The 21088-nt window shown below is 50.5% G+C and carries 21 protein-coding genes and 4 pseudogenes; 7 read left to right on the top strand and 18 right to left on the bottom strand.

Annotation, left to right across the window (positions count from 1 at the left end; translation table 11 throughout):
* Positions 1-435 precede the first annotated feature (435 nt).
* The 3 genes and pseudogenes from AK59_RS01000000123740 (at position 436) to ttcA (ending at position 1966) form a co-directional block, all read left to right on the top strand.
* The gene (locus tag AK59_RS01000000123740) at positions 436-654 is read left to right on the top strand and encodes a YgdI/YgdR family lipoprotein (RefSeq protein ID WP_032618552.1); all 219 of its coding nucleotides are present in this window, start codon (positions 436-438) and stop codon (positions 652-654) included.
* A 93-nt stretch (positions 655-747) separates the two neighbouring features.
* Positions 748-932: pseudogene (locus tag AK59_RS1000000125265) on the top strand (site-specific integrase); the annotation flags it as partial.
* Between the two features lie 98 nt (positions 933-1030).
* Positions 1031-1966 carry a tRNA 2-thiocytidine(32) synthetase TtcA gene (gene ttcA, locus AK59_RS0112640; RefSeq protein WP_013096454.1) on the top strand — a complete coding sequence of 312 codons (936 nt, stop codon included), beginning with the start codon at positions 1031-1033 and terminating at the stop codon, positions 1964-1966.
* Positions 1967-2012: 46 nt separating this feature from the next.
* Here ttcA and dbpA read toward each other — a convergent pair whose 3' ends face one another.
* The 4 genes from dbpA to AK59_RS0112625 form a co-directional block, all read right to left on the bottom strand.
* The gene (dbpA, locus tag AK59_RS0112635) at positions 2013-3386 is read right to left on the bottom strand and encodes an ATP-dependent RNA helicase DbpA (protein ID WP_029882922.1); all 1374 of its coding nucleotides are present in this window, start codon (positions 3384-3386) and stop codon (positions 2013-2015) included.
* Positions 3387-3413: 27 nt separating this feature from the next.
* Positions 3414-3596 carry a proline-rich small protein YnaL gene (ynaL, locus tag AK59_RS1000000125380; protein ID WP_071830099.1) on the bottom strand — a complete coding sequence of 61 codons (183 nt, stop codon included), beginning with the start codon at positions 3594-3596 and terminating at the stop codon, positions 3414-3416.
* A gap of 274 nt (positions 3597-3870) precedes the next feature.
* A complete protein-coding gene (gene zntB / locus AK59_RS0112630; RefSeq protein ID WP_029882921.1) occupies positions 3871-4854 on the bottom strand; it encodes a zinc transporter ZntB in 984 nt (327 codons plus the stop codon).
* Positions 4855-4974: 120 nt separating this feature from the next.
* Positions 4975-6129 carry a methyl-accepting chemotaxis protein gene (locus AK59_RS0112625; protein WP_029882920.1) on the bottom strand — a complete coding sequence of 385 codons (1155 nt, stop codon included), beginning with the start codon at positions 6127-6129 and terminating at the stop codon, positions 4975-4977.
* Positions 6130-6585: 456 nt separating this feature from the next.
* Between AK59_RS0112625 and AK59_RS0112620 the strand changes: the two genes are divergently transcribed.
* The 4 genes from AK59_RS0112620 to AK59_RS0112605 all read left to right on the top strand — a co-directional run bounded on the left by AK59_RS0112620 (position 6586) and on the right by AK59_RS0112605 (position 11036).
* A complete protein-coding gene (locus AK59_RS0112620) occupies positions 6586-8724 on the top strand; it encodes a putative bifunctional diguanylate cyclase/phosphodiesterase (RefSeq protein WP_029882919.1) in 2139 nt (712 codons plus the stop codon).
* Positions 8725-8807: 83 nt separating this feature from the next.
* Entirely contained in the window at positions 8808-10040 is a 1233-nt protein-coding gene (locus tag AK59_RS0112615; RefSeq protein ID WP_029882918.1) for a sensor domain-containing diguanylate cyclase, read from the top strand.
* The gene (locus AK59_RS1000000125480) at positions 10037-10255 is read left to right on the top strand and encodes an Ecr family regulatory small membrane protein (RefSeq protein ID WP_081852451.1); all 219 of its coding nucleotides are present in this window, start codon (positions 10037-10039) and stop codon (positions 10253-10255) included. Before AK59_RS0112615 ends, AK59_RS1000000125480 begins: the two co-directional genes overlap by 4 nt.
* A gap of 217 nt (positions 10256-10472) precedes the next feature.
* Positions 10473-11036: a DJ-1/PfpI family protein gene (locus tag AK59_RS0112605; protein ID WP_029882917.1), complete on the top strand. Its 564-nt coding sequence runs from the start codon at positions 10473-10475 to the stop codon at positions 11034-11036.
* Between the two features lie 34 nt (positions 11037-11070).
* Here the strand turns inward: AK59_RS0112605 and AK59_RS0112600 are convergent, their stop codons facing one another.
* From AK59_RS0112600 to AK59_RS0112530, 14 genes and pseudogenes are all read right to left on the bottom strand, one after another.
* On the bottom strand, positions 11071-11550 hold the full coding sequence (locus AK59_RS0112600; protein ID WP_029882916.1) for a hypothetical protein: 480 nt from the start codon (positions 11548-11550) through the stop codon (positions 11071-11073).
* Positions 11551-11669: 119 nt separating this feature from the next.
* Positions 11670-12986: a VasL domain-containing protein gene (locus AK59_RS0112595; protein WP_029882915.1), complete on the bottom strand. Its 1317-nt coding sequence runs from the start codon at positions 12984-12986 to the stop codon at positions 11670-11672.
* Positions 12987-13014: 28 nt separating this feature from the next.
* Positions 13015-13464: a type VI secretion system baseplate subunit TssE gene (gene tssE, locus AK59_RS0112590; protein WP_029882914.1), complete on the bottom strand. Its 450-nt coding sequence runs from the start codon at positions 13462-13464 to the stop codon at positions 13015-13017.
* A gap of 104 nt (positions 13465-13568) precedes the next feature.
* Positions 13569-13976 carry a DUF6402 family protein gene (locus AK59_RS1000000125260; RefSeq protein ID WP_050491986.1) on the bottom strand — a complete coding sequence of 136 codons (408 nt, stop codon included), beginning with the start codon at positions 13974-13976 and terminating at the stop codon, positions 13569-13571.
* Positions 13977-14290: 314 nt separating this feature from the next.
* Positions 14291-14690, bottom strand: a pseudogene (locus AK59_RS1000000125255) (DUF2345 domain-containing protein); the annotation flags it as partial.
* Positions 14691-14707: 17 nt separating this feature from the next.
* A complete protein-coding gene (locus AK59_RS0112570; protein ID WP_029882912.1) occupies positions 14708-15136 on the bottom strand; it encodes a DUF6201 family protein in 429 nt (142 codons plus the stop codon).
* A 35-nt stretch (positions 15137-15171) separates the two neighbouring features.
* A pseudogene (locus AK59_RS01000000123725) lies at positions 15172-15933 on the bottom strand (DUF6402 family protein).
* An 80-nt stretch (positions 15934-16013) separates the two neighbouring features.
* Positions 16014-16709: pseudogene (locus AK59_RS1000000124800) on the bottom strand (DUF2345 domain-containing protein); the annotation flags it as partial.
* Positions 16694-16885 (bottom strand): hypothetical protein, encoded by a 192-nt coding sequence (locus tag AK59_RS0112555; RefSeq protein ID WP_029882910.1) that lies wholly within the window; start codon positions 16883-16885, stop codon positions 16694-16696. The pseudogene AK59_RS1000000124800 and the gene AK59_RS0112555, both read right to left, overlap by 16 nt.
* A gap of 211 nt (positions 16886-17096) precedes the next feature.
* Positions 17097-17816 carry an Imm52 family immunity protein gene (locus AK59_RS1000000125245; protein WP_029882909.1) on the bottom strand — a complete coding sequence of 240 codons (720 nt, stop codon included), beginning with the start codon at positions 17814-17816 and terminating at the stop codon, positions 17097-17099.
* Positions 17813-18580, bottom strand: a complete 768-nt coding sequence (locus tag AK59_RS0112545; RefSeq protein ID WP_029882908.1) for a Tox-REase-5 domain-containing protein — start codon at positions 18578-18580, stop codon at positions 17813-17815. The genes AK59_RS1000000125245 and AK59_RS0112545 overlap by 4 nt, the downstream gene beginning before the upstream one ends.
* On the bottom strand, positions 18580-18924 hold the full coding sequence (locus tag AK59_RS0112540; protein WP_029882907.1) for a hypothetical protein: 345 nt from the start codon (positions 18922-18924) through the stop codon (positions 18580-18582). Before AK59_RS0112540 ends, AK59_RS0112545 begins: the two co-directional genes overlap by 1 nt.
* Entirely contained in the window at positions 18918-19421 is a 504-nt protein-coding gene (locus AK59_RS01000000123720; RefSeq protein WP_050491985.1) for a DUF4123 domain-containing protein, read from the bottom strand. Before AK59_RS01000000123720 ends, AK59_RS0112540 begins: the two co-directional genes overlap by 7 nt.
* Positions 19418-21088: DUF2345 domain-containing protein (locus AK59_RS0112530; RefSeq protein WP_156037803.1), on the bottom strand; the 1671-nt coding region annotated here is incomplete at its 5' end. The genes AK59_RS0112530 and AK59_RS01000000123720, both read right to left, overlap by 4 nt.

Raw genomic sequence — 21088 nt, 5'->3', positions numbered from 1 at the left:
TGAGCACAATAAAATCATAAAACCAAAAGTACTTAACTTAAACACTTTCAACCCTTCCAGTGGGATATCATCTTAAGGGAATCGTTCGCCAGTGATTGTCTAATCCGGGGCGCCAGCACGCCAGTAAAGTCGCATGCGAGCTTCACATTCCCATACGCTAAAACGCAAGATAATAAGCAGCGATACAAGTTAAATCAATACTGATGCGAATGAAGAGCAACGTGAAATAGTCATAAAGGATTACATCTAAAAAAAGACGGATTTCAAAAAGAAGCACAAGATTAAACGCCACATATACGGGTACGCTGTGGCCGTTTATTGCTCTTTTTTGCTTAAAATGGAAATTCCCTTTCGTTGACGAAGCGTTGCAATTCACTGTTGTTAAATAATGCTGTATTAAAACGATTGTAACTATAAAGTTAATTAGAGGTTAATATGAAGGGTGGTATTTTTGCATTTTTGGCATTAGGTGTCGCGTTAGCAATAACAGGGTGCTCAAGTGATTATGTCATATCGACCAAAGATGGGCATATGATGACCACACATGGAAAACCAGAGCGAGATAAAGATACCGGTTTGATTTCATACAAAGATGCAGATGGTAGCATTCATCAGATCCATCAATCGGATGTGAAAGAGATTGTAGAAAAGTAACCACCTGATCTGTCCTTCCGTTTTACTGGCTCCGCCATTTTACTGAGCGGAGCTTGCCTGCCCTTACCCGCCATATGTTATCTGTTTTAACGACCACGTCTCGCTGATGGCGAACAGAAAGCCGATTACGTTTTACCGCAAGTCGGCACAAGATCCTTCATCGCTGTAAAACGTGCTGGTATTCGCCGCCGGAATCCGTACCATACGCGACATACTTTTGCCCGCTGGCATTGACTGCCGGCGTTAACCCATCTTTCATAGCCAGACAGTTGCGGCATAGAATGCGTGGAAAATGAATGGCAACAGGTGCTGATGCTTAACGATTAGCCGGCACGCTGAAAACTTTTGCCCCTGCTGGCTCCGAAGGTAGCAATAAATGCAAGACAATCAATCAAATACAAAGAAAGAACAATACAACCTCAACAAGCTGCAGAAGCGGCTGCGCCGTAATGTGGGCGAAGCCATTGCAGACTTCAATATGATTGAAGAAGGCGACCGCATCATGGTTTGCCTGTCAGGGGGTAAAGACAGCTACACCATGCTTGAGATCCTGCGTAATCTTCAGCAGAGCGCGCCGGTGAAATTCTCCCTGGTGGCCGTAAACCTTGACCAGAAACAGCCGGGTTTCCCTGAGCATATCCTGCCGGAATATCTCGATAAGCTGGGCGTTGAGTACAAAATCGTCGAAGAAAACACCTACGGTATCGTAAAAGAGAAGATCCCGGAGGGCAAAACCACCTGCTCTCTCTGCTCTCGTCTGCGTCGTGGCATTCTGTACCGGACTGCGACGGAGCTGGGCGCAACCAAAATTGCGCTGGGTCATCACCGCGACGATATCCTGCAAACGCTGTTCCTGAACATGTTCTACGGCGGGAAGATGAAAGGCATGCCGCCTAAGCTGATGAGCGATGACGGCAAACACATTGTCATCCGCCCTCTCGCCTATTGCCGCGAGAAGGACATTGAACGCTTCTCCCAGGCGAAAGCTTTCCCGATTATCCCATGCAACCTGTGTGGCTCTCAGCCGAACCTGCAGCGCCAGGTCATTGGTGACATGCTGCGTGACTGGGATAAACGTTATCCAGGGCGCATCGAAACCATGTTCAGCGCAATGCAGAACGTGGTGCCTTCTCACCTTGCGGATGTTGAGCTGTTCGACTTCAAAGGCATCAACCATGATTCAGAAGTGGTGAATGGCGGCGATCTGGCGTTTGACCGGGAAGAGATCCCCATGCAGCCTGCCGGCTGGCAGCCGGAAGAGGATGATAATCAGTTTGACGAGCTGCGCCTGAACGTACTTGAAGTGAAATAATCCTGTCGCGTCTCAGAGTCCGTCTGAGACGCGTTTTTTCTGCCGCTTATTTCAGCAATCTGACCCGGCAGGTTTTGCCTTTAATTTTCCCGTTTTGCAGCTGCTTCCATGCCTTATGCGCAACCGCCTGGCGGATTGCCACATATACGTGTGCTGGATGAACGGTAATCTTGCCGATATCGGCGCCATCCATTCCCATGTCCCCTGTCAGCGCGCCTAATACGTCGCCTGGACGCATCTTGGCTTTTTTGCCGCCATCAATGCACAGCGTTGCCATTTCGGCTTCGAGTGGCACAACGCGAACGTTCCCCGGGGTGTTCACCCAGTTAAGCTTTATCTGCAGCATTTCAGACAAGATATTGGCACGCTGCGCCTCTTCCGGCGCGCAGAAGCTAATGGCCAGCCCGCTGTTTCCGGCACGTGCGGTACGCCCAATGCGGTGAACGTGTACTTCTGGATCCCAGGCCAGCTCGTAGTTAACAACCAGCTCCAGCGATTTAATGTCCAGCCCGCGTGCGGCGACATCGGTTGCAACCAGCACACGGGCGCTGCCGTTCGCGAAGCGAACCAGCGTCTGGTCACGATCGCGCTGTTCCAGATCGCCATGCAATGACAGCGCGCTTTGCCCGGCGGCATTCAGGGCATCACACACCGCCTGGCAATCTTTTTTGGTATTACAAAACACCACGCAGGAGGCGGGCTGGTGCTGGCTCAGCACTTTCTGCAGAAGCGGGATTTTGCCCTGCTGCGAGGTTTCAAAGAACTGCTGCTCGATGGCAGGCAGCGCATCCACGCTGTCGATTTCAATTGTCAGCGGATTTTTTTGTACACGACCGCTGATTGCAGCGATAGCGTCAGGCCAGGTCGCAGAGAATAACAATGTCTGACGATCTTCCGGCGCGAAGCGGATCACTTCGTCGATCGCGTCGCTGAAGCCCATGTCCAGCATACGGTCCGCTTCATCCATCACCAGCGTTTGCAGGGCATCCAGTGAAACGGTGCCTTTTTGCAGATGATCCAGCAGACGGCCAGGTGTCGCGACAATAATATGAGGCGCATGCTGGAGCGAATCACGCTGCGCCCCGAACGGCTGTCCGCCGCAGAGGGTTAAGATCTTGGTGTTGGGCAGGAAGCGCGCCAGACGACGCAACTCACCCGCGACCTGGTCAGCCAGTTCGCGGGTCGGGCACAGAACCAGAGACTGGGTCTGGAACAGGGTGGCATCTATATGCTGTAACAGTCCAAGACCGAACGCTGCCGTTTTCCCACTGCCGGTTTTTGCCTGTACGCGAACATCGCGCCCCTCAAGAATGGCGGGTAATGCGGCCGCCTGAACAGGCGTCATCGTGAGGTATCCCAACTCGTTGAGGTTATCGAGTTGGGCGGCAGGCAGAACATTCAGGGTAGAAAAAGCGGTCACAATAGTCTCTCGTGGTCATCTTTGCGGTCAGATGGCGCGTATCCTCGCAGATCTCGGGGTTCGATGCGACAATTTAATCGGTTCTTCATCGGGCGGCGGGTCGGGCATAGGCTGCGGACGCGGAATGGGATCGGGCATGGGCGTTGGGTCGGTCGGGACCGGATCGGACTGCCGTGAATGCAGCCGTTGCAGCGCGAGTAGATGGTTCATCTTTCCCTCCAGTTTTTTGGATTGACCCTTTTAGGGTAGACCCTGAGAAACGGGAGGCAAAAAAAAGCCGACTATTAAAGTCGGCGTCGTACGAATCAATTGTGCTATGCAGTAATTCAAAAAAGGAAGTAAGACAATATGGAGCGCAACGCCCATCGCTTGACGTTGCATTCACCTGCGGGAGTAATAATGCACCTTACGCGGTTTCTGTTTATTGACTTTGCTCAATTAAAAGAGCGTTTTGATCCGCGAAAAAGGTGGAAAAAGCGTAAATTTACAACCATTTACTACGATGCAACCACCATGCAACACCGCCAATCAAAGCAGCTAACATGACGCAAAACGCGGTAAAGCCGTAGCGATAAGCACCGCCGGGAATGCCGCCCAGGTTTACGCCAAACAGACCGGTCAGAAAGGTACTGGGTAAAAAGACCATTGCCATCAGCGACATCGTGTAGGTTCTTCTGGCCAGCGACTCCTGCATCACCTGTGCTATCTCATCGGCCATTACTGCGGTTCTGGCAATACAGGAATCAATTTCATCCAGCCCGCGCCCCAGCCTGTCAGCAATGTCCTGCATTCTACGGCGCTGGTCATCATTCATCCAGCTGAGACGCTCGCTGGCCAGACGGGCATATACATCACGTTGTGGCGTCATGTAGCGACGCATCACAATCAGTTGCTTGCGCAGTAACGCCAGGAAACCGCGTGGCGGTATCTGCTGATCGAGCAGGTTATCTTCCAGATCGATAATTTTATCGTGCAACTCTTCGATAAACTCGCTCGCGTGATCGGTAAGCGCATCGCAGACATCCACCAGCCAGCTGCCGCAGTCGGTCGGCCCGGTGCCCTCTTTCAGATCGTTTACCACGTCATCCAGCGCCAGCACTTTACGCTGGCGAGTGGAAACGATAAGCCCATCATCCATATAGACGCGCATCGCCACCAGCTGATCGGGACGTTCATCCGTGCTGCCGTTAATACAGCGAAGCGTGATCAACGTACCGTCACCCATCCGGCTCACGCGTGGCCGCAGGCTTTCCCCTGCCAGCGCATCACGCACGTTGTTTGGCAGTAAAGGGGTGGATGCCAGCCATTCAGCGCTGTCCGGATGGGTATAGTTCAGGTGTAACCAGCAGGGATGCGCGTGATCGATCACGTCGTTGTCTTCCAGCGGCCGGGCACCGCCTTTACCGTCAAACACCCACGCAAACACTGCGTCAGGAACGTTCAGTTCAGACCCTTTTATGCTCTCCACAACGCCTCCACCTTTTAGCTTTTCGTTGTCAGTCTAGCTTTCGGCAGAGGTTACGCAACCACTATGTTCCGCATGGCGCTGAAATCGCTCGGGAATTGTACGGATAACGGCGGTGTCCCTTCAGGCGGAATGTCCTTGTCGCTGCGGGAACGCCAGTGGAACAACCGGTGAAGACAACGAACTATCAGCCGCGTATCCCCCGTCGAGCCGGAAATTGCGTGTCCGTGACTGCAGTTCGATAACCTGATTGCGCAGCACGTCGGAGGATCCGTTAAGTTCCTCCGCCATCGCCACATTGCTTTGCGTAACCCTTTCCAGCTCTGATAATGCCAGCGTAATCTGTGAAATTCCCTTCTCCTGCTCGGATGTGGAACTGGAAATTTCATCCATCAGACGGCTGACATTGCCGGATCCGGCCACAATCTCACGCATGTTTTTTTCCGCTTCTGACACTACCGTCACGCCCTGTGTAACGTTATTGCTGGTGACTTCAATCAGCGTTTTGATGTTCTTCGCCGCTTCCGCGCTGCGGTGTGCCAGATTTCGTACCTCCTCCGCGACCACAGAGAAGCCTTTTCCGTGGTCTCCCGCCCTTGCCGCCTCAACGGCCGCGTTAAGCGCAAGGATATTGGTCTGGAAGGCAATGCCGTCGATCATCGAGATGATTTCCGTCATTTGCTGTGCGCATTCGGTGATCGATTGCATATTGTGAGCAACCTGCCCCATCAGCTCGCCCCCCTTACGTGCCTGAAGCGTTGCCTGATTGGCCTGTTCACTGGCGAGTCGGGTGTTATCAGCATTGTTTTTGGTGCTCGCAGCCATCTGCTCCATGCTGGCTGCGGTTTGCACCAGCGAAGCCGATTGCTGCTCCGTTTTCACCGATAGCTGCGCGCTGCGTGAGGAGAGTTGATCCGATAAGGTCATGGCGGTTTGTGACGACGCCCTGATTTCCCGGACCAGTGTTGCAATATTGCCCGAAAGGCTGTTAATCCCGGGAATTAAACGCCCTGCGCAGTTGTTGCCAAACTCGGGGATTGTCACGCCAAGATTCCCTGCCGTGACTTCTTCAATACTTTTTTTCACAGTATTGATCGGTGTCACAAGATATTGGGTCATGTAAATCCAGAGTAAAAAAAGAGCAATCACATTTATTACATTGAGCGTTATTAAGAGTGACGATGCGCCGGTAAATAGAAAGACGACAGCTGCGTTTAGCAAAAAAAGAGACAAAAGGAAATAGACAATGAAGGTTCTGACACTAATATTTTTTAGCATGATTATTCCCACAACTTAATATTTTGGTCGGCATTAAGGTTTATAGCATTCGTACTGGCGTTTGTCCTCACGAATAGCGGTGCTTTGTCGTTTCGCAGTTAGCAACCTGCAATTTAACTTAAGTGAGATAAAAAAAGCGTATTGTGGGAAATATTGTGCCATGGATACTGTGATACTGGTCTGACACGAACTTAAGCGATACCATCACCTGCGGCTAAATGGGTTAATCACCACCCTATTTTAGAGACTTTGTTGCAATTAACTGCCCTTGTTTAGCTGTGCTTAACAAGTTAGAACTGAGAATATATTTTATATTGCTTACAGTTTTGCGTTTTAATAGTGCGGGCCGTTTTACGTACCCTATAACTAATATTGTTTGAACTCGCCTGCACGCAGCCAGATAAAGATCTGTCCCGGTTGGCGAAATCAGTAACCCCTTTGGCGTGGGATTGCATAATGCTCAATGTATCGTGGGACCCAGTGTTAATAGCCATCTCTTATCTTGTGGCCTTTATCGCCTCGTTTGTGTCCCTGGAGAGTGCCGGGAAAATCCCGCTTTCCAGCAGAAAGGCCGCTCTGTTCTGGCGTTTTGCCGGAGGGCTTACGCTGGGCGTCGGGATCTGGTCGATGCATTTCATTGGTATGTTAGCGATGAAAATGCCCATGATCATGAGCTACAACCTCTGGTTAACCCTCGCCTCAATGGGCGTCGCGGTGGTGGCGTCTATGCTGGCAATGAATATTGCCGTGACGGGCGCTCGCCTTTCGCCCTTCAGACTGCTTATCTCTACCTTAATTCTGAGCGCAGGCGTGGTATCAATGCACTATATCGGTATGGCCGCACTGATGCTGGACAGCCCCATCATCTGGGATCACCCCATCATCGGTTTATCCATATTAATTGCCGTAATGGCCTCCGGTGCCGCGCTCTGGTTGGCCTTTCACCTGCGGCATCAGCGAAAAGGGATCTTTATCAATCGCATTCTCGCCGCTTTAGTTCTGGGCGCTGCCATCTGTGCCATGCACTACACTGGCATGCGGGCCGCTCAGTTCAGTGATATGGCTCATACCCTACCCGGCGGTATCAGCGAACTGGGATTATCGATAGGGGTGTCGGTCACCACGCTGTGCCTGCTCGGCATGATGTTGATTATCTCACTCATTGATTCCCACTGGCGTACCAACCGGCTCACGGACAACCTTCAGGCGCTCAATCGTCAGCTTGAACTACAGGCACGGTTTGATGCCCTTACCGGCCTTGCTAATCGCCACCAGATGGACCTGCGCATGCAGGATTGCCTGCGCAGCGCGTTGCTTAGCAATAAACAATTTGCCGTGATCTTCTTCGACGTTGATCACTTTAAACAGGTTAATGACACCTGGGGACATAACGTCGGGGATGAGTTGTTAATCACCATTGCGCAGCGCATCACGGCGAGGCTTACCCGTGAGATGACCCTGGCAAGATTGGGGGGCGATGCTTTTATTCTGCTGGTTCCAGAATGTGATGACGACAAACTCCAGTCCCTCCTCTCAACGCTGCTCGACGATGTGCGCCGCCCGCTTTCCGTATGCGGGCATACGCTGAGTACAACGCTCAGCGCAGGCGTCAGTCGTTATCCGCAGGATGGCGAAACGCTGCATGAGTTAAAGCTAAAAGCAGACGCGGCAATGCAGTACGTTAAAAAGCAAGGCAAAAACGACTGGGCGGTCTACCGGACAGAGATGTCGACGGCGATCCCGGCTAACCCCGGTTTTTTGCAGGAACTCACGCAGGCGCTTGAGCGCGATCAGTTTGAGCTGTGGTATCAACCCACCTGGCACGCTGAAGAGAGAACTATCCACGGCTTTGAAGCGCTTCTTCGCTGGCGACATCCCGAACAAGGCGTGCTGCTGCCGAATCTGTTTTTACCTTCGCTTGAACAGACAGGTTTAATTATTCCCGTGGGTAACTGGGCGATTGAGGCCGCATGCCGTCAGCTGCATTTCTGGACTGAACAAGGTTTTGCCCACTGGACGTTGTCTTTTAACTTATCCCCTGTTCAGTTTGAACAGCCGGATATCTTTCAGACCATATCGTCTCTGTTGCAGAAATATAATCTTTCTCCTTCCCGGCTCATCCTTGAGGTCACGGAGAGCACTGCCCTTAAAAATCTCGACCGCAGTATCGAATTACTGAGTGCATTCAACCAGGCCGGGATCACCGTCTCTATTGATGATTTTGGCACCGGTTATTCTAATCTGCTTATGCTCAGCGTGCTTCCGGCAAAAGAGCTCAAAATCGACAAAAGCTTTGTGACGTCAATGCTGGAAAATGAGAAAAGCCGCAAGCTGGTGGAGACCATTATTAATATTGCCCGGACCATGGAGATGTATGTTGTTGCCGAAGGGATCGAAACAGAAGAGCAACGAGCGGTGTTAACAGAGCTCGGGTGTGATTATTTGCAGGGTTTTCTGTTCTCCAGACCTTTGCCTGCCGAACAGATCCCGTGGCTACTGCTGCAGATTAATTCACAGAAACAGATTATACCAATTGGTAAAATTCATTCGGAATCCGCTTTTGTTTCACAAAAAAATCATGCTACACAGGGTTAACTGGAGTATGGTTCAGAGGAGTCCACGCGAGTCGATTCCGTCGTGATCGTCAGGCATATTGTGCCGATGTACAGGAATTCCTTATGTCGCAAAATTATTTTGATGCGCTGAATGTCATTAAAACTCCCGTGTGGCTGATCTCCCCCGTTTCTGGCCATATTATTTTTGCGAATACGGCCGCGGTTCAGGTGATGGGGGATAAAACGCTGGATGATCTGCGAAAAGGCGCTTTCTCAGCCAATGCGCAAGACGTGCTGTCGATGTATATCCCTGAGTTGAAAACGGACCAGGAAATTGTCGAGATCTGGACTGTCTGGCGCGACGGGCATGAAACCGCGTTGAGCTGTCGTCTTTCGCTGACCCACCATGCGCCGTACGGCGACATTATCGTTTTTGAAGGGATTTCACATCCGGCACCGACCGGGCTTAAAGCGAGCCGCTCCGCTACTTACCAGCGAAAAAAGCAAGGATTCTATGCTCGCTTTTTTCTGACAAACAGCGCCCCGATGTTACTGATCGACCCTGCTCGCGACGGCCAAATTGTTGATGCCAATCTCGCCGCGCTTAATTTTTATGGCTACTCGCACGAGGAGATGTGCAGCAAGCATACCTGGGAGATCAATACTCTGGGGCGCGATGTGATTCCAGTGATGAGCGAAATCGCCGCTCTGCCGGGTGGGCATAAGCCACTCAACTTTGTGCACCGCCTTGCCGATGGAACAACCCGCCATGTTCAGACCTATGCCGGACCAATTGAGATCTACGGGGATAAACTGATGTTGTGCATTATCCATGACATCACCGAGCAAAAAAGGCTGGAGCTTGAGCTGGAGCATGCCGCGTTACAGGATGCCATGACGGGCCTGCTCAACCGGCGACAGTTCTATATTATCGCTGAGCAAATGAATCTCACGCACCTGCCTCTACAGCAGCAATTCAGTTTACTACTGGTGGATACCGATAACTTTAAGAATATCAACGACGTTTTTGGTCATCTGAAGGGGGATGAAGTGCTCATCGCACTTTCACGTACCCTGGAGGCCTGTAGCCGGAAAGAGGATTTCGTGTTCCGCTGGGGAGGCGAGGAGTTTGTCATTCTGCTGCCACGTACCTCTCTCGATACTGCATTACAAATCGCCGAAACGATCCGGGCAGCGGTTGCCCGCATCTCGATCCCCGGCCTGCCGCGATTTACGGTCAGCATTGGCGTGGCGCGGCACAACCAGGATGAGAGTATCGACGATCTCTTTAAACGGGTAGATGACGCGCTTTATCGCGCCAAGAATGATGGCCGTAATAAAGTCCTGGCGGCATGAAACTGGTGTATCGGATAAAGCCCCGCTACAATGCCCATCTTGATGAAAAAGACTATGGGTGGGTATCGTCTGCAATGGGAAGAACAGAAATAATCCTCGCCATAATTATTTTAATGCTTATTATTTTCGGATTCTGGTTTATCTTCAGTGGCGAGATCTGGTTAGTGGCGGAATATATTGAAAACAGCATTTACCCCACTTTCGACGCGCTGTAACGCACGTTTAATCCGTTGTTTCACCTACCGAAATTATCAGGTATCGGCCAACTCAACAGGCGCGTAAGATATGCGCCGTTATCCTCCATTATGTTGGTAACGAATTGCTAAATCACTTGCTTATTTTGCCCGTGCTCTGACGGGCTTTTTTATTTCCGACATTTGCGCTACACCAGGCTATATCTAAAACGTCGTTATCCATAAAAGTGAGAAAATGATGAGCAAGAAAATCCTGATGCTGGTGGGCGATTACGCCGAAGATTACGAAACCATGGTCCCTTTTCAGGCCTTACAGATGATTGGTCATCAGGTTGACGCCGTCTGCCCGGATAAAGCGAAGGGTGACTATGTCATGACCTCTATCCATGATTTCGACGGTGCTCAGACCTATAGCGAAAAACCGGGTCACCGTTTTATCCTCAATGCCGATTTTTCCGCCGTTAACGAGCAGGACTATGACGCCCTGCTGATCCCTGGCGGCAGAGCGCCTGAATACCTGCGGTTAAATGATGACATACTGAAGCTGGTGCAGGCATTTGATGCTGCGCACAAACCGATTGCGGCCGTGTGCCATGGCTCACAGTTGCTGGCCGCCGCCGGGATCTTAAAAGGACGAACCTGTAGCGCCTACCCGGCCTGTGCGCCTGAAGTGCGACTCAGCGGCGGCGAGTATGCCGATATCGGTATCGATCAGGCTCACGTTGATGGTAACCTGGTCACCGCGCCGGCCTGGCCTGCGCATCCGCAGTGGCTGGCGAAATTTGCGAAGTTGTTGGAATAGGCCAGCAAGGCAACCTGCTCTTTACATACGCTCTTCAAGCCAGACGATCGACCGCAACAAAAAAGCGTTCTTCCGTCATAAGAGCACGCTCTTTAATGCTCTGAAACTCGCGCCGGATAAACCAGCCCGCTTCCGGCGCCATACTCAGATAAAACACCTCACGAAAGACCGGAGCTTCAACACGCATTCTTACACAACCCGTTTCTCCTGCACGGAAGAGCTGTTCTGGCACGATACTGACACTACGCTCGCCATTCTGCAGAAGGATAGTCGCTATCTCATAGCGGCAAATTCCGCTGCTCAGGCTATAACCTAATGTGCTCAGATCGTGAAGATACTGACGTGATAACGTGACTTCAATGCTGGTGCCCGCAAACCACTCAATGATTTGCTGCACCAACCCCTCTAACCGCTCGCAGAATTCAACGATTTCAGCCTCAACTGAGGTGTTACCTGACGTTATGTTCTTGCTACTCTGTTGCACTTTTTTAAAGAAACGTTCTCTGGCTGACACGTTGTTGCCTCTGTTCATTTTCACACGGTTAAACCAGGATCTGCGCCCCCTGCGCTGACCGGCCATTTTTATCTTCCCGGATACTTCCTCGCCTTCTAAAACGAGGGAACCCTTTGTAGCTATTCCGCCGTTTTTTGTTTCATCAGGGCATAACGGGCAATCAACTGCTGCAGATGCTGTTCTGTCTGGCTCTGCTGCGCGGCAGGCCACGGCTGGTTTTCAGGAAGATCTGCCAGCTGTCGCAGTTGTTCCTCTGCAGGCACGGCACTGTTAAATGCCTGCATCATGGTAAATACCGCTGATTTCAGCTCGCTGACCGTCATGTACTTACCCCGCTGTTCATCAAGTGCGTTAAGCCGGTTCGCCAGTTGTTGCAATTGGATCATTCCCTGATGCCAGCCAGTCAGATATGGTTGCGGAAGTGCTGCAACGTTAACCTGCTGCTGCCACTGTTGCGCCAGCGGTTTCGCCTCTTGCGGCCAAAGGATCAGCGCCTGCTGCACCAGGCTATCGCCGTAGCGCCATGCCCAGTCAGGTTTCAGTTCCCTAAGCTGTGCGAGCCGATTTTGCGTCTTGCTAAGCCCTGCCACGGGTGATAGTGACGCTTGTCGCAGCGCCTGCAACTGCGCTTTGGATAATTCGTCAGGTAAAGGCGCCAGAGTGGCATCGAGCTGTGTTTGAGCCGGATCTGGTGTATGCATCGTCTGCCATCCCCATGCCACCGAGCTGGCAATCACCAGCATGGTCGCCATTCCGGCGACAAATGGCTTCCAGGGCTTCACCGGAGGCGGCGCGGTCATCACCTGCCTGTCCGGCAGCGGCTCCGGCTGCGCAACATAGACCCACCTGACGTGTTCTGCCGGGGTCGTAAAGCTGGCCGGGAGAACAGCACCGCCCGCCTCCTGCCTGCCGTCGCTGTTTTCCAGCCGTACCGCCGCGTTATGGACCAGGGTACGCAGGGCATCAAGCTGGCTGGCATGCCTCAGTTCAAGACGCTGCAATATGTCGCCCAGTGCGTTCAGGTGCTCTTCTGTCTGGTACAACTGGCTGAGGTCGGTACAGGTCAGCGTGAGGGTGCGCATCATCTGTTGTAACCGTCTGCTTAGCGCGCTGAGAATTTCCATACGCGCATGTACAAGCTGCGGCCAGATATTGCCCCACTGGCGGGAGAGGAGCGCGTCCAGTATTGCCAGTCCTTCGTTCATGCCGTACAGACCGGCCAGATGCGTTCGGACGAGCGTATACCAGGCCGCAGTCTGCAGTTCCACCCCATTGTGCTCAAACAGCGACAGACAGAGCTTTTCCGCCTGCGGCCAGTTGATGTCCGGTCGCGCCGGATGGGTCAGTTTGTTCATTTCGTCACGCAGGGCGGCGTAATCCGCAAGCGTACGCGGGTCGCCGCCGGTTTTGAGTTGGTGGGTGTTTACCGGATTCATCATACTGTCCTTGCCAGGTCACAGAAATTCAAAAACAGGAACGTTTATCAAGATAGTTTTGCTGCTTCAGATGACGGAGCAGAACCTTGCCCTCTGGCATAAACTCGGTACCATAGCGAACCAGTCCGACACCTTTCAGTTCCGCATCTATGGTGTATCTCAGTTCACCAGGAACATGCTGCTCCAGTAAAGTCACACTCATCGACTGCAACCGGGGTTCGTATTTTAATAAGACATTCGATAAAGTCGCTGTTAGTTGATGTGCGGTTCCGGGCATGCCCTGAAGGATTTTTGTCATATCAGGCAAACCGTAGTCAGGCAAATGTGAAATGGCTTCGGCTCTTGAATTGAGGATACGCTGAATATTGTCCAGTACAGATAAAATGACCTGGTCTTCTTCACTTACCTGAACCACGGGAAGATCTCCTGTAAAATTACCAGTAAGCGTTTCATATAGAGATAGATATTTATAATTCATGATAATCCGTTAAGTCCTGTAGCGAAGCACAAATCACATGCTTTATTGTGCTTTCTTTATTTTCAGAAGCCTATCTTTATCCAACGGGGAGATCCATAATATATCTAAAAAAACAATATAACCCCCACCCTTTCCATGATTTTTTGCCACTTTCTGAAATCAGAATTAAATATAGGTACGAAACCAGAATATTGCCGTGCTAAAACACCAAATACGCCTGATGTATACGATGTCATATAGGAAGCAGTTTCAATCTTATCAAGTATCCTGCTCTCCCCCCCCAAACACTCAGGTATATCAATACCAAATTTATTATCATCAAGAAAATCATAAGTATCCTTAAGATAAAACCCTAAAGCATCAACATTTACCAATAACTTCTCATTGGTTTTTATGACATTCCCTCTTATACAGACCTTTAAATTAGCATTCCCCACAGCACCATACCAGTCATTTACTGTGTCTGTTTTATTACCAATAGGCTGATAATTCACCTGAGAAGTTGAATCCATAATTTTCACATAATTTGTCATACCTATTGTACTGAATGGCTAAATGTCACAACCAAGTTCAATTATTCGCTTCTTCTATACATTTTTTGTTTTAATATTATTCCAGTTCTTCTTAAGTAACCACTCGTTTACATAACCCTTGAGAATCTGTAAAACCTTTAAATGTTTCGCCGCTCTCATTACGAATAAAATATGGTGTGTTCACTATTGGTTTAACTTCGTCATCTATCACACGAAATTGCTCATCATATAAACCATCTTTTATCAAATCCTCTAGTAGTGGCATTGTTTTTATTACGACTGGTAAGTTATTAGTTGCCGCCGCCAATCAGCGTGATGCGCATCTTCCCGGCAAATGAGATGTCACTTTCCGAGGTCAGGGTCAGTTTCTTCTCCGCAAACAGCCTCATGTTCCCGTTCTGCGCCTGCATCTCCACCGAGCCTTCGCTGGCCTTCAGGCTCAGTTGCCCCGTTCTCGCAAACAGCCCGAGCTTTTCTCCGGCCAGCGCCGTCATTTTGCCCGTCAGCGGTGATATGCCCCTGATTAAGCTGTACCGCCCCGTAAGGCGTGGTCAGGGCGATATGCTCTTCCCCGCACCGGTCTTCCATCCGCAGTTCGTTTTATGCCGCGGTTCGCAGGATGTTCTGCCTGAGGTTGTCACGGTTGACAATCTCGGCATGTTCAGCATCGTGCAGGGCATGGGAGATATTTGGTCATATCATCGAATTTTTTAATAAAAAATAGAATAAAATACACTCCACCATTTTTTGTGTTCTATCGGTATTGTATAACCTTCAGTGAATTCATTAACACCATTAATAGAAAATGACTTTTCGTTACCATCAACTTCATCAGGGAAAAACATATCGTTACTAAAAATATTGGATTGATTCGTAAATCCAAAAGGTGAACTTTGTCCTAAATAGTTATTATGATTATCATATAGTACCAAAAAAACATCACCATTAAACATCCATTGAAACAATGATATAGGCGTTGTAGGCAAAACATAATGAGCCACAACCTTATATTCACCATCCGCACTTATTTGCTCGCTTGCCTGATTAAAACGCCCAAAGAAAGCTGTAGGCGATAGAATCATCCACAAGATCAGAATCAGAATCCATAAAGATATTTTTAGATACTTATTCTTTATCATATTGTCACCAAGTAATCTTTTTCTAAAGGGGGAACTTACATTATGTCTGAAAACACTATATAGTCACCGCCAGCATTGTGTTTTCTTTGCCATTTCCTGAAATCAGAGTTAAACACAGGGACAAAACCAGAAAACATTTTAACTAAAAGACCAAATGTACCAGCACCATATGATGACATATACGAAATTGTTTCTGCTTTATTTAAGATCCTTTCTTTCCCCCAAACTCCAAGCGACTCAGGCAGGTCGATCCCGAATTTATCATCATCCAGGAAATCATATGTATCTTTAATATAAAAACCTAAAGATTTAATTGCCACGCGGTACTTACCTTCAAGCAGGCTCATGTACCCTCGAACACATACCTTCAGATTACCATTACCTATCGCGCCATACCAATCGTTAATTGTGTCAAGCTTATTTCCAATTATCAAGTAATTGACCTGAGCTATTGCATCAAGCTCTTTAACATCATCTGAAAAGCCAATTGCAGCACTTTCTCCTTCTGAAATATTCATATTGGCAATGTGTTTTCTTAATTCCTTCCTGGCATTTTGGGTGTTCCATGTAGCCTTTAACTTCTCGATACCATCTCTAACTTGGGGGTACTGATTTGCCCATGCCATCTTTACGATATTGTCACTGATCTTTTAATGAGGAATATTTCGTGCATCGCATTTTAGTAGTGCAGTTTTGGACTCTTTATCAAACGAGTACGCAGGAGAAATACTAAACCAATGCTCCATTAACTTAGGAGCCATCTCCCACCCCATATTTCTCATCGCATCAGGGATCATATCAATATGGAAGAACTCCACACTGACTTTCTTTTCCTGCTGTTCCCGTTCTTTTGTCGTGGTTGTCGATGAAACAGCCATTACCTTGTCCCCGCTCTAATCTGGAAAACATAGTCCAGGACCACGTTTTCTTGAGTGTCCGAATTCACTATGTGCGTCAGGGCTGAATCAGTTCTTCCCTGCAACATCCCTGTGGGTGTTTTAACCTGATAAGCAAATTCCATATCTTCAGCCCCTGTTAATGCATCTGAAATCCTGAAACAGGCGACGTTTGGTCCACATGACAAATCCAGTAATGGTGCGGGCAATTTAGTCTGGTCTTGTTCCAGTGAAATACTACCCGCTGCCATCGTCCTTTTCATCCGCCGCAGGTACGTCCCCAGGGTGCCGTACTCAATCTTCCCCGCCTCCAGCCGCAGGTAGCTCCCGCCGCCAATCAGCGTGATGCGTTTTTTTCCGGCAAACGAGATGTCACTCGCCGAGCTCATCGTCAGCGTCTTCTCTGCAAACAGCGCCATTTTCCCGTTCTGCGCCTGCATCTCCACCGGGCCTTCGCTGGCTTTCAGGCTCAGCTGGCCCGTTCTGGCGAACAGCCCGAGCTTTTCTCCCGCCAGCGCCGTCATGTTGCCCGTGACGCCGGTGCTGATATCACCTCCGGCGTTAATGGCAACATTCTTCGCGGCGGTCATCTGCATATGCTCACCGCTGGTGAATGCCATTCCTTCCGGCGCGGAGAACAGCAGGGTTTCGTTCAGCGGCTTCAGGCGCTTTTCAAACGCTCTCCGGTGGTCATCGCGTCACTGCGCACGCTCACCGTCGCGTCCATCGGTGTCCCGGCGGTACGGTAGTTGTAATCCCGTACGCTGACCATGCCCGGCACCACCTTATACCGGGTGCGCACGTCCCACACCGACTCCTGTGCTCCGTCATACAGCCCGGACGGCTCGTCCATTTCCGTGCGCCAGAAAATCCCGGTCTCTGACAGTATGCGCTGAATAAATTCCGTTCCGTCTCTTCATGACATAATCATTTCACGTGGTGGATAAAATTAAAGTTCTGTCATTAATGGCAACAGACCTAGATCCAGAAGTTTTATTTCTATATCGTTAGCTTTGCCGATATGTTCTTTATTACTCCCATCGAATATCTACAGGATAATAAAATCAAAGTTCTGTCATCAACGGTAGAAGTCCAAGATCCAAGAGTCTTATTTCAATGTCGTTGGCTTTGCCAATGTGTTCTTTATTATTCCCATCAAATATTTCTTCCGTTGAAACAATTATTGTTCCTTTTTGATGCTCATTTTCTATAACTGGCACAATTTTTGCCGCCTCTGGAATTAACTCAGGCAAGACCAAATGAGGAATATATAGCATCCATCCTACATATACCCGATCAGGGAAAACATTGCGATCTTTTCGCCAATAACCTTTCGAATCAACTTTTATCCACCTTCTGCTCTCTCCTTTGGCTAATAATGACAATGAATCAATCATATCAGATGTATGAGAAACCTGCTGATCTATATCTATAATAATATTTGATTTTTTAGGATTGTCTATAAACTTCATGAAATGTGATATTGAGCAAGCAATCCCGTCAGCTTGACCATTCCATATAGACTCATTAATTAATGGGCTATTTTTTTTATAATGCCGCTCAAAAATATCTATTGCATTCTGGCTCGGTTCATCGCCATTAAACACTGCATATTTGAAAGCTTCTTTTTTTGAATAACCAGTTAAGTACCAAGTATGTTCACGTCGAGTAAGTTTTTTAACAAGTTTGGCACTCCTATATAACTCATTAAAACAGTCTCTTATTTCAATATTACTTTCTTTCAAAGAATGTATATTTATTGAAACATTAAAAAGTTCACTCATGGTTGCCACCTCGTAATAATATCTTTGTAATCAATGAAGATCTTTCTGAAATATTCATGACTTACAGGTTGCATAAATATCCAGACAATTTTTAACGGCTGATTCACGGTTGCAACCGCTTGATGACGGGATGCCTGATTGATTGCGCTTTGGTTACCTGTCCACCAAGGTTTTTTCGATCCATCAGCTCTGAAAAACTGATCATACCGCGCCTTCGCCTCCCAGAACTGACACAGCTTATCTTTCCAGCCGTCAAATGATACGCCGCAGTATTTAAATTCCTGTATGTGCTTGGTTTCCGGATTATAAAACGTGCCACATATTCTTGTCTGGTAGCTGATTGTAACCATACTCCATCGCGAACAGCGCCTCACCATCGGCATCACTTTCCCTTCCGGCGGGCAGTTTTCACAGGTATTTTCATCCGTCTTCGCCTGTGCGCCGGCTCTGGTCTCGACGCCCTCATAACTTACCGTTTCTGAGTAGTCCATGTCGTCCTCCCAGAAATCACCGTGCGTCTCCGCGCTGACGGCCATCGGATCATTCAGTATCGGATCATAGGTTTTTCCCTGGTAATCAAATCCTCCCTGGCTCCGGGACTGCGCACTTCCTGAACCAGGATAAGACATATCCTCATCTTCCCAGCCTCCATGGCTTCCTGCGCCGGGAAATGTTGACGCGCCGCCTGTACTTCCTGCCATACCGACACTTCCGGCAGCCGCACCGCCCGTTCCTCCGATCACTACCGGTGGGATCATCACCATCAGAGCCCCCTCCTTTCCCTGTTAATCATCACATGCATATAATCTTCAACCCGCTGTTCCACTGAATAGCCGTTTGGGGTTCTCAGCCATTTATCCACTTCGGGCTTCAGATAAAAACCTGGCCAGAACGCTTCCAGGAACAAAAAATCTCGCTTCACATTCTTTTCTTTCAGCGGCAGGGTATTGGCATAATCCAGTGCATTTCTCAGGCGAACATGGAACGTGTCATCCGGTTCGTTAATCCCCGGAAATTTCCTTTTCAGTCTTTGCGCAGTATCGCGAACAAAATCTTCATCTTCCATTTTGTGCACACCTGCACACTGCTCTTCAGACAGCTTCAGCATATGAACCCCCTTTGCCTGAATGACCAGACTTTTCCGTCCACCGTAGTCAGCCACTCCTGCAGTAAACCGGTCAGGTCACGGTGTTGCAGATCGTCCAGCGTTGCGCCAAGACGCACCTGAACGCGTGGATCCTGAAAACGCAGCAACGCTGCCCGGCCGTCCGGCAGCTCGACGTTCATATATTTTCTGAAATGCGCAACCAGCTCGGTAAGCGTGGAAGAAGATACCATCCAGGAAACTGACGGCAGCGCGGCTTCCAGCCCGCACAGCTTTTCTCTGAAATCCATTACGCTGTTCATCTCAATGATCCACGGTCCCGCAAAAGCAATACGCGAATCCGGACAGGTATCGAACAGGGGGATGGCGGCAGGTTGTTGAACTGACAGTTCCTCACCGAAATACCGCTCATATTGCAGGCCGTCCACCAAGGCAAGTAATGTCACTTTTGTTGAGTGGATCAGATGCTGCGCGGTGAGACTGAAGCTGATGCTGTTCATGACTCGCCCCTTATGACAAAGGTGTCACCATTCATTACCGCCTTCATCAGGCAACTGAGGCATATACCGCCCCCTGTCATGGATTTAACCGGTACTGAGGCCGCACCCGCCGCCATCGTCCGCTTCGTCCGCCGCAGGTACGTCCCCAGGGTGCCGTACTCGATTTTCCCCGCCTCCAGCCGCAGGTAGCTCCCGCCGCCAGTCAGCGTGATGCGTTTTTTTCCGGCAAACGAGATGTCACTCGCCGAGCTCATCGTCAGCTTCTTCTCTGCAAACAGCGCCATCTTCCCGTTCTGCGCCTGTACCTCCACCTCGCCTTCGCTGGCCTTCAGGCTCAGCTGGCCCGTTCTGGCGAACAGCCCGAGCTTTTCTCCCGCCAGCGCCGTCATGTTGCCCGTGACGCCGGTGCTGATATCACCTCCGGCGTTGATGGCGACGTTCTTCGCGGCGGTCATCTGCATATGCTCACCGCTGGTTACGGCTACCCCTTCCGGGGCGGAGAACAGCAGGGTTTCGTTCAGCGGCTTCAGGCGCTTTTCAAACATCCGTATCTGGCTGTCAATGTCCGCCTTCAGCGCCTGCGCCTGCTCCGCCGCCTTCTCCAGTTGCCGGAGCTGCTGCAGGCAGACGTCGATTTCCTTCAGGGCGGTCTCCATCTCCAGCACTTCACCCGCCGCCTTCTGCTGCCCGTCCGCGGTGATAAACAGCCCTTTTGCGACGCGAATCACGCCGTACTCATCGGTTCTGAGTTCAAACCCCTTGCCACGGGGTTTCGCCTGCGCATCCACCAGATGCCCGGTGTTCAGCTGGGTTTTGCCGTACTCCGTGGCAAGTTTGATATGCTCCTCGCCGCGCCGGTCTTCCATCCTCAGCTTATTGTTCGCGGGCGTGCGCAGCTCGTTGCGGGTGTGGTTGTCGCGGGTGACGTGGTCCGGGTGTTCAGAATCGTGCAGGGCGTGGGAGATATACGGCAGGTCGATGTCGCCGTTGCTGTACGCGATGGCCACTTCGGTGCCGTCGGTCAGTGGCATGTGCCAGCCGTACGTCCCACCGCTGTACGGCTTCGCCATCCGCAGCCACAGATAGGCGAATCCCTGCTCTGCCTCGTCCCGGTCGAAATCCAGTCTGACGCGGTAGCGCCCCTGTTCATCCAGGTGCGCGCAGATGTCATTTATCTCCCGGCTCTCGATGCGGGCAGGCAACGTGCCGTGTACCTCCGGGCGTTCGGTTTCTGCCGGGCGGAAGCAGTAACGTTCCGTGTACGGCATCCCGTCAACGGAGACGTGCAGGCGGGTGTCGCGGGCGGCATGGTACTTCACCTCCGTGATGACCACGCCCTCCTGCAGCGCACGAATCACCTCGCCCTGCGGCTCCAGCACCTGGCCCGGCAGCAGGCCGGCGGCGTTACTCTCCAGATGAACACGCGCCGAGGCGTTCAGCTCCCGCTCATGGTGAATGCGGGCATAAAAGGCGCCGGATTCGGTCTCCGGCTCCGGGTCAGCATCGTCGCCCGCCTCCCGGTAAGGCTCTGCGTAGCGGTAGTGCTCTCCGGTGGTCATCGCGTCACTGCGCACGCTCACCGTCGCGTCCATCGGTGTCCCGGCGGTACGGTAGTTGTAATCCCGTACGCTGACCATGCCCGGCACCACCTTATACCGGGTGCGCAC

Origin of the sequence: Enterobacter sp. T1-1, from assembly GCF_000710795.1 — a bacterium.
GTDB lineage: Bacteria > Pseudomonadota > Gammaproteobacteria > Enterobacterales > Enterobacteriaceae > Enterobacter > Enterobacter cloacae.
The sequence above is the reverse complement of the archived record's forward strand: the minus strand, read 5'-3'. Positions and strand labels throughout refer to the sequence as shown.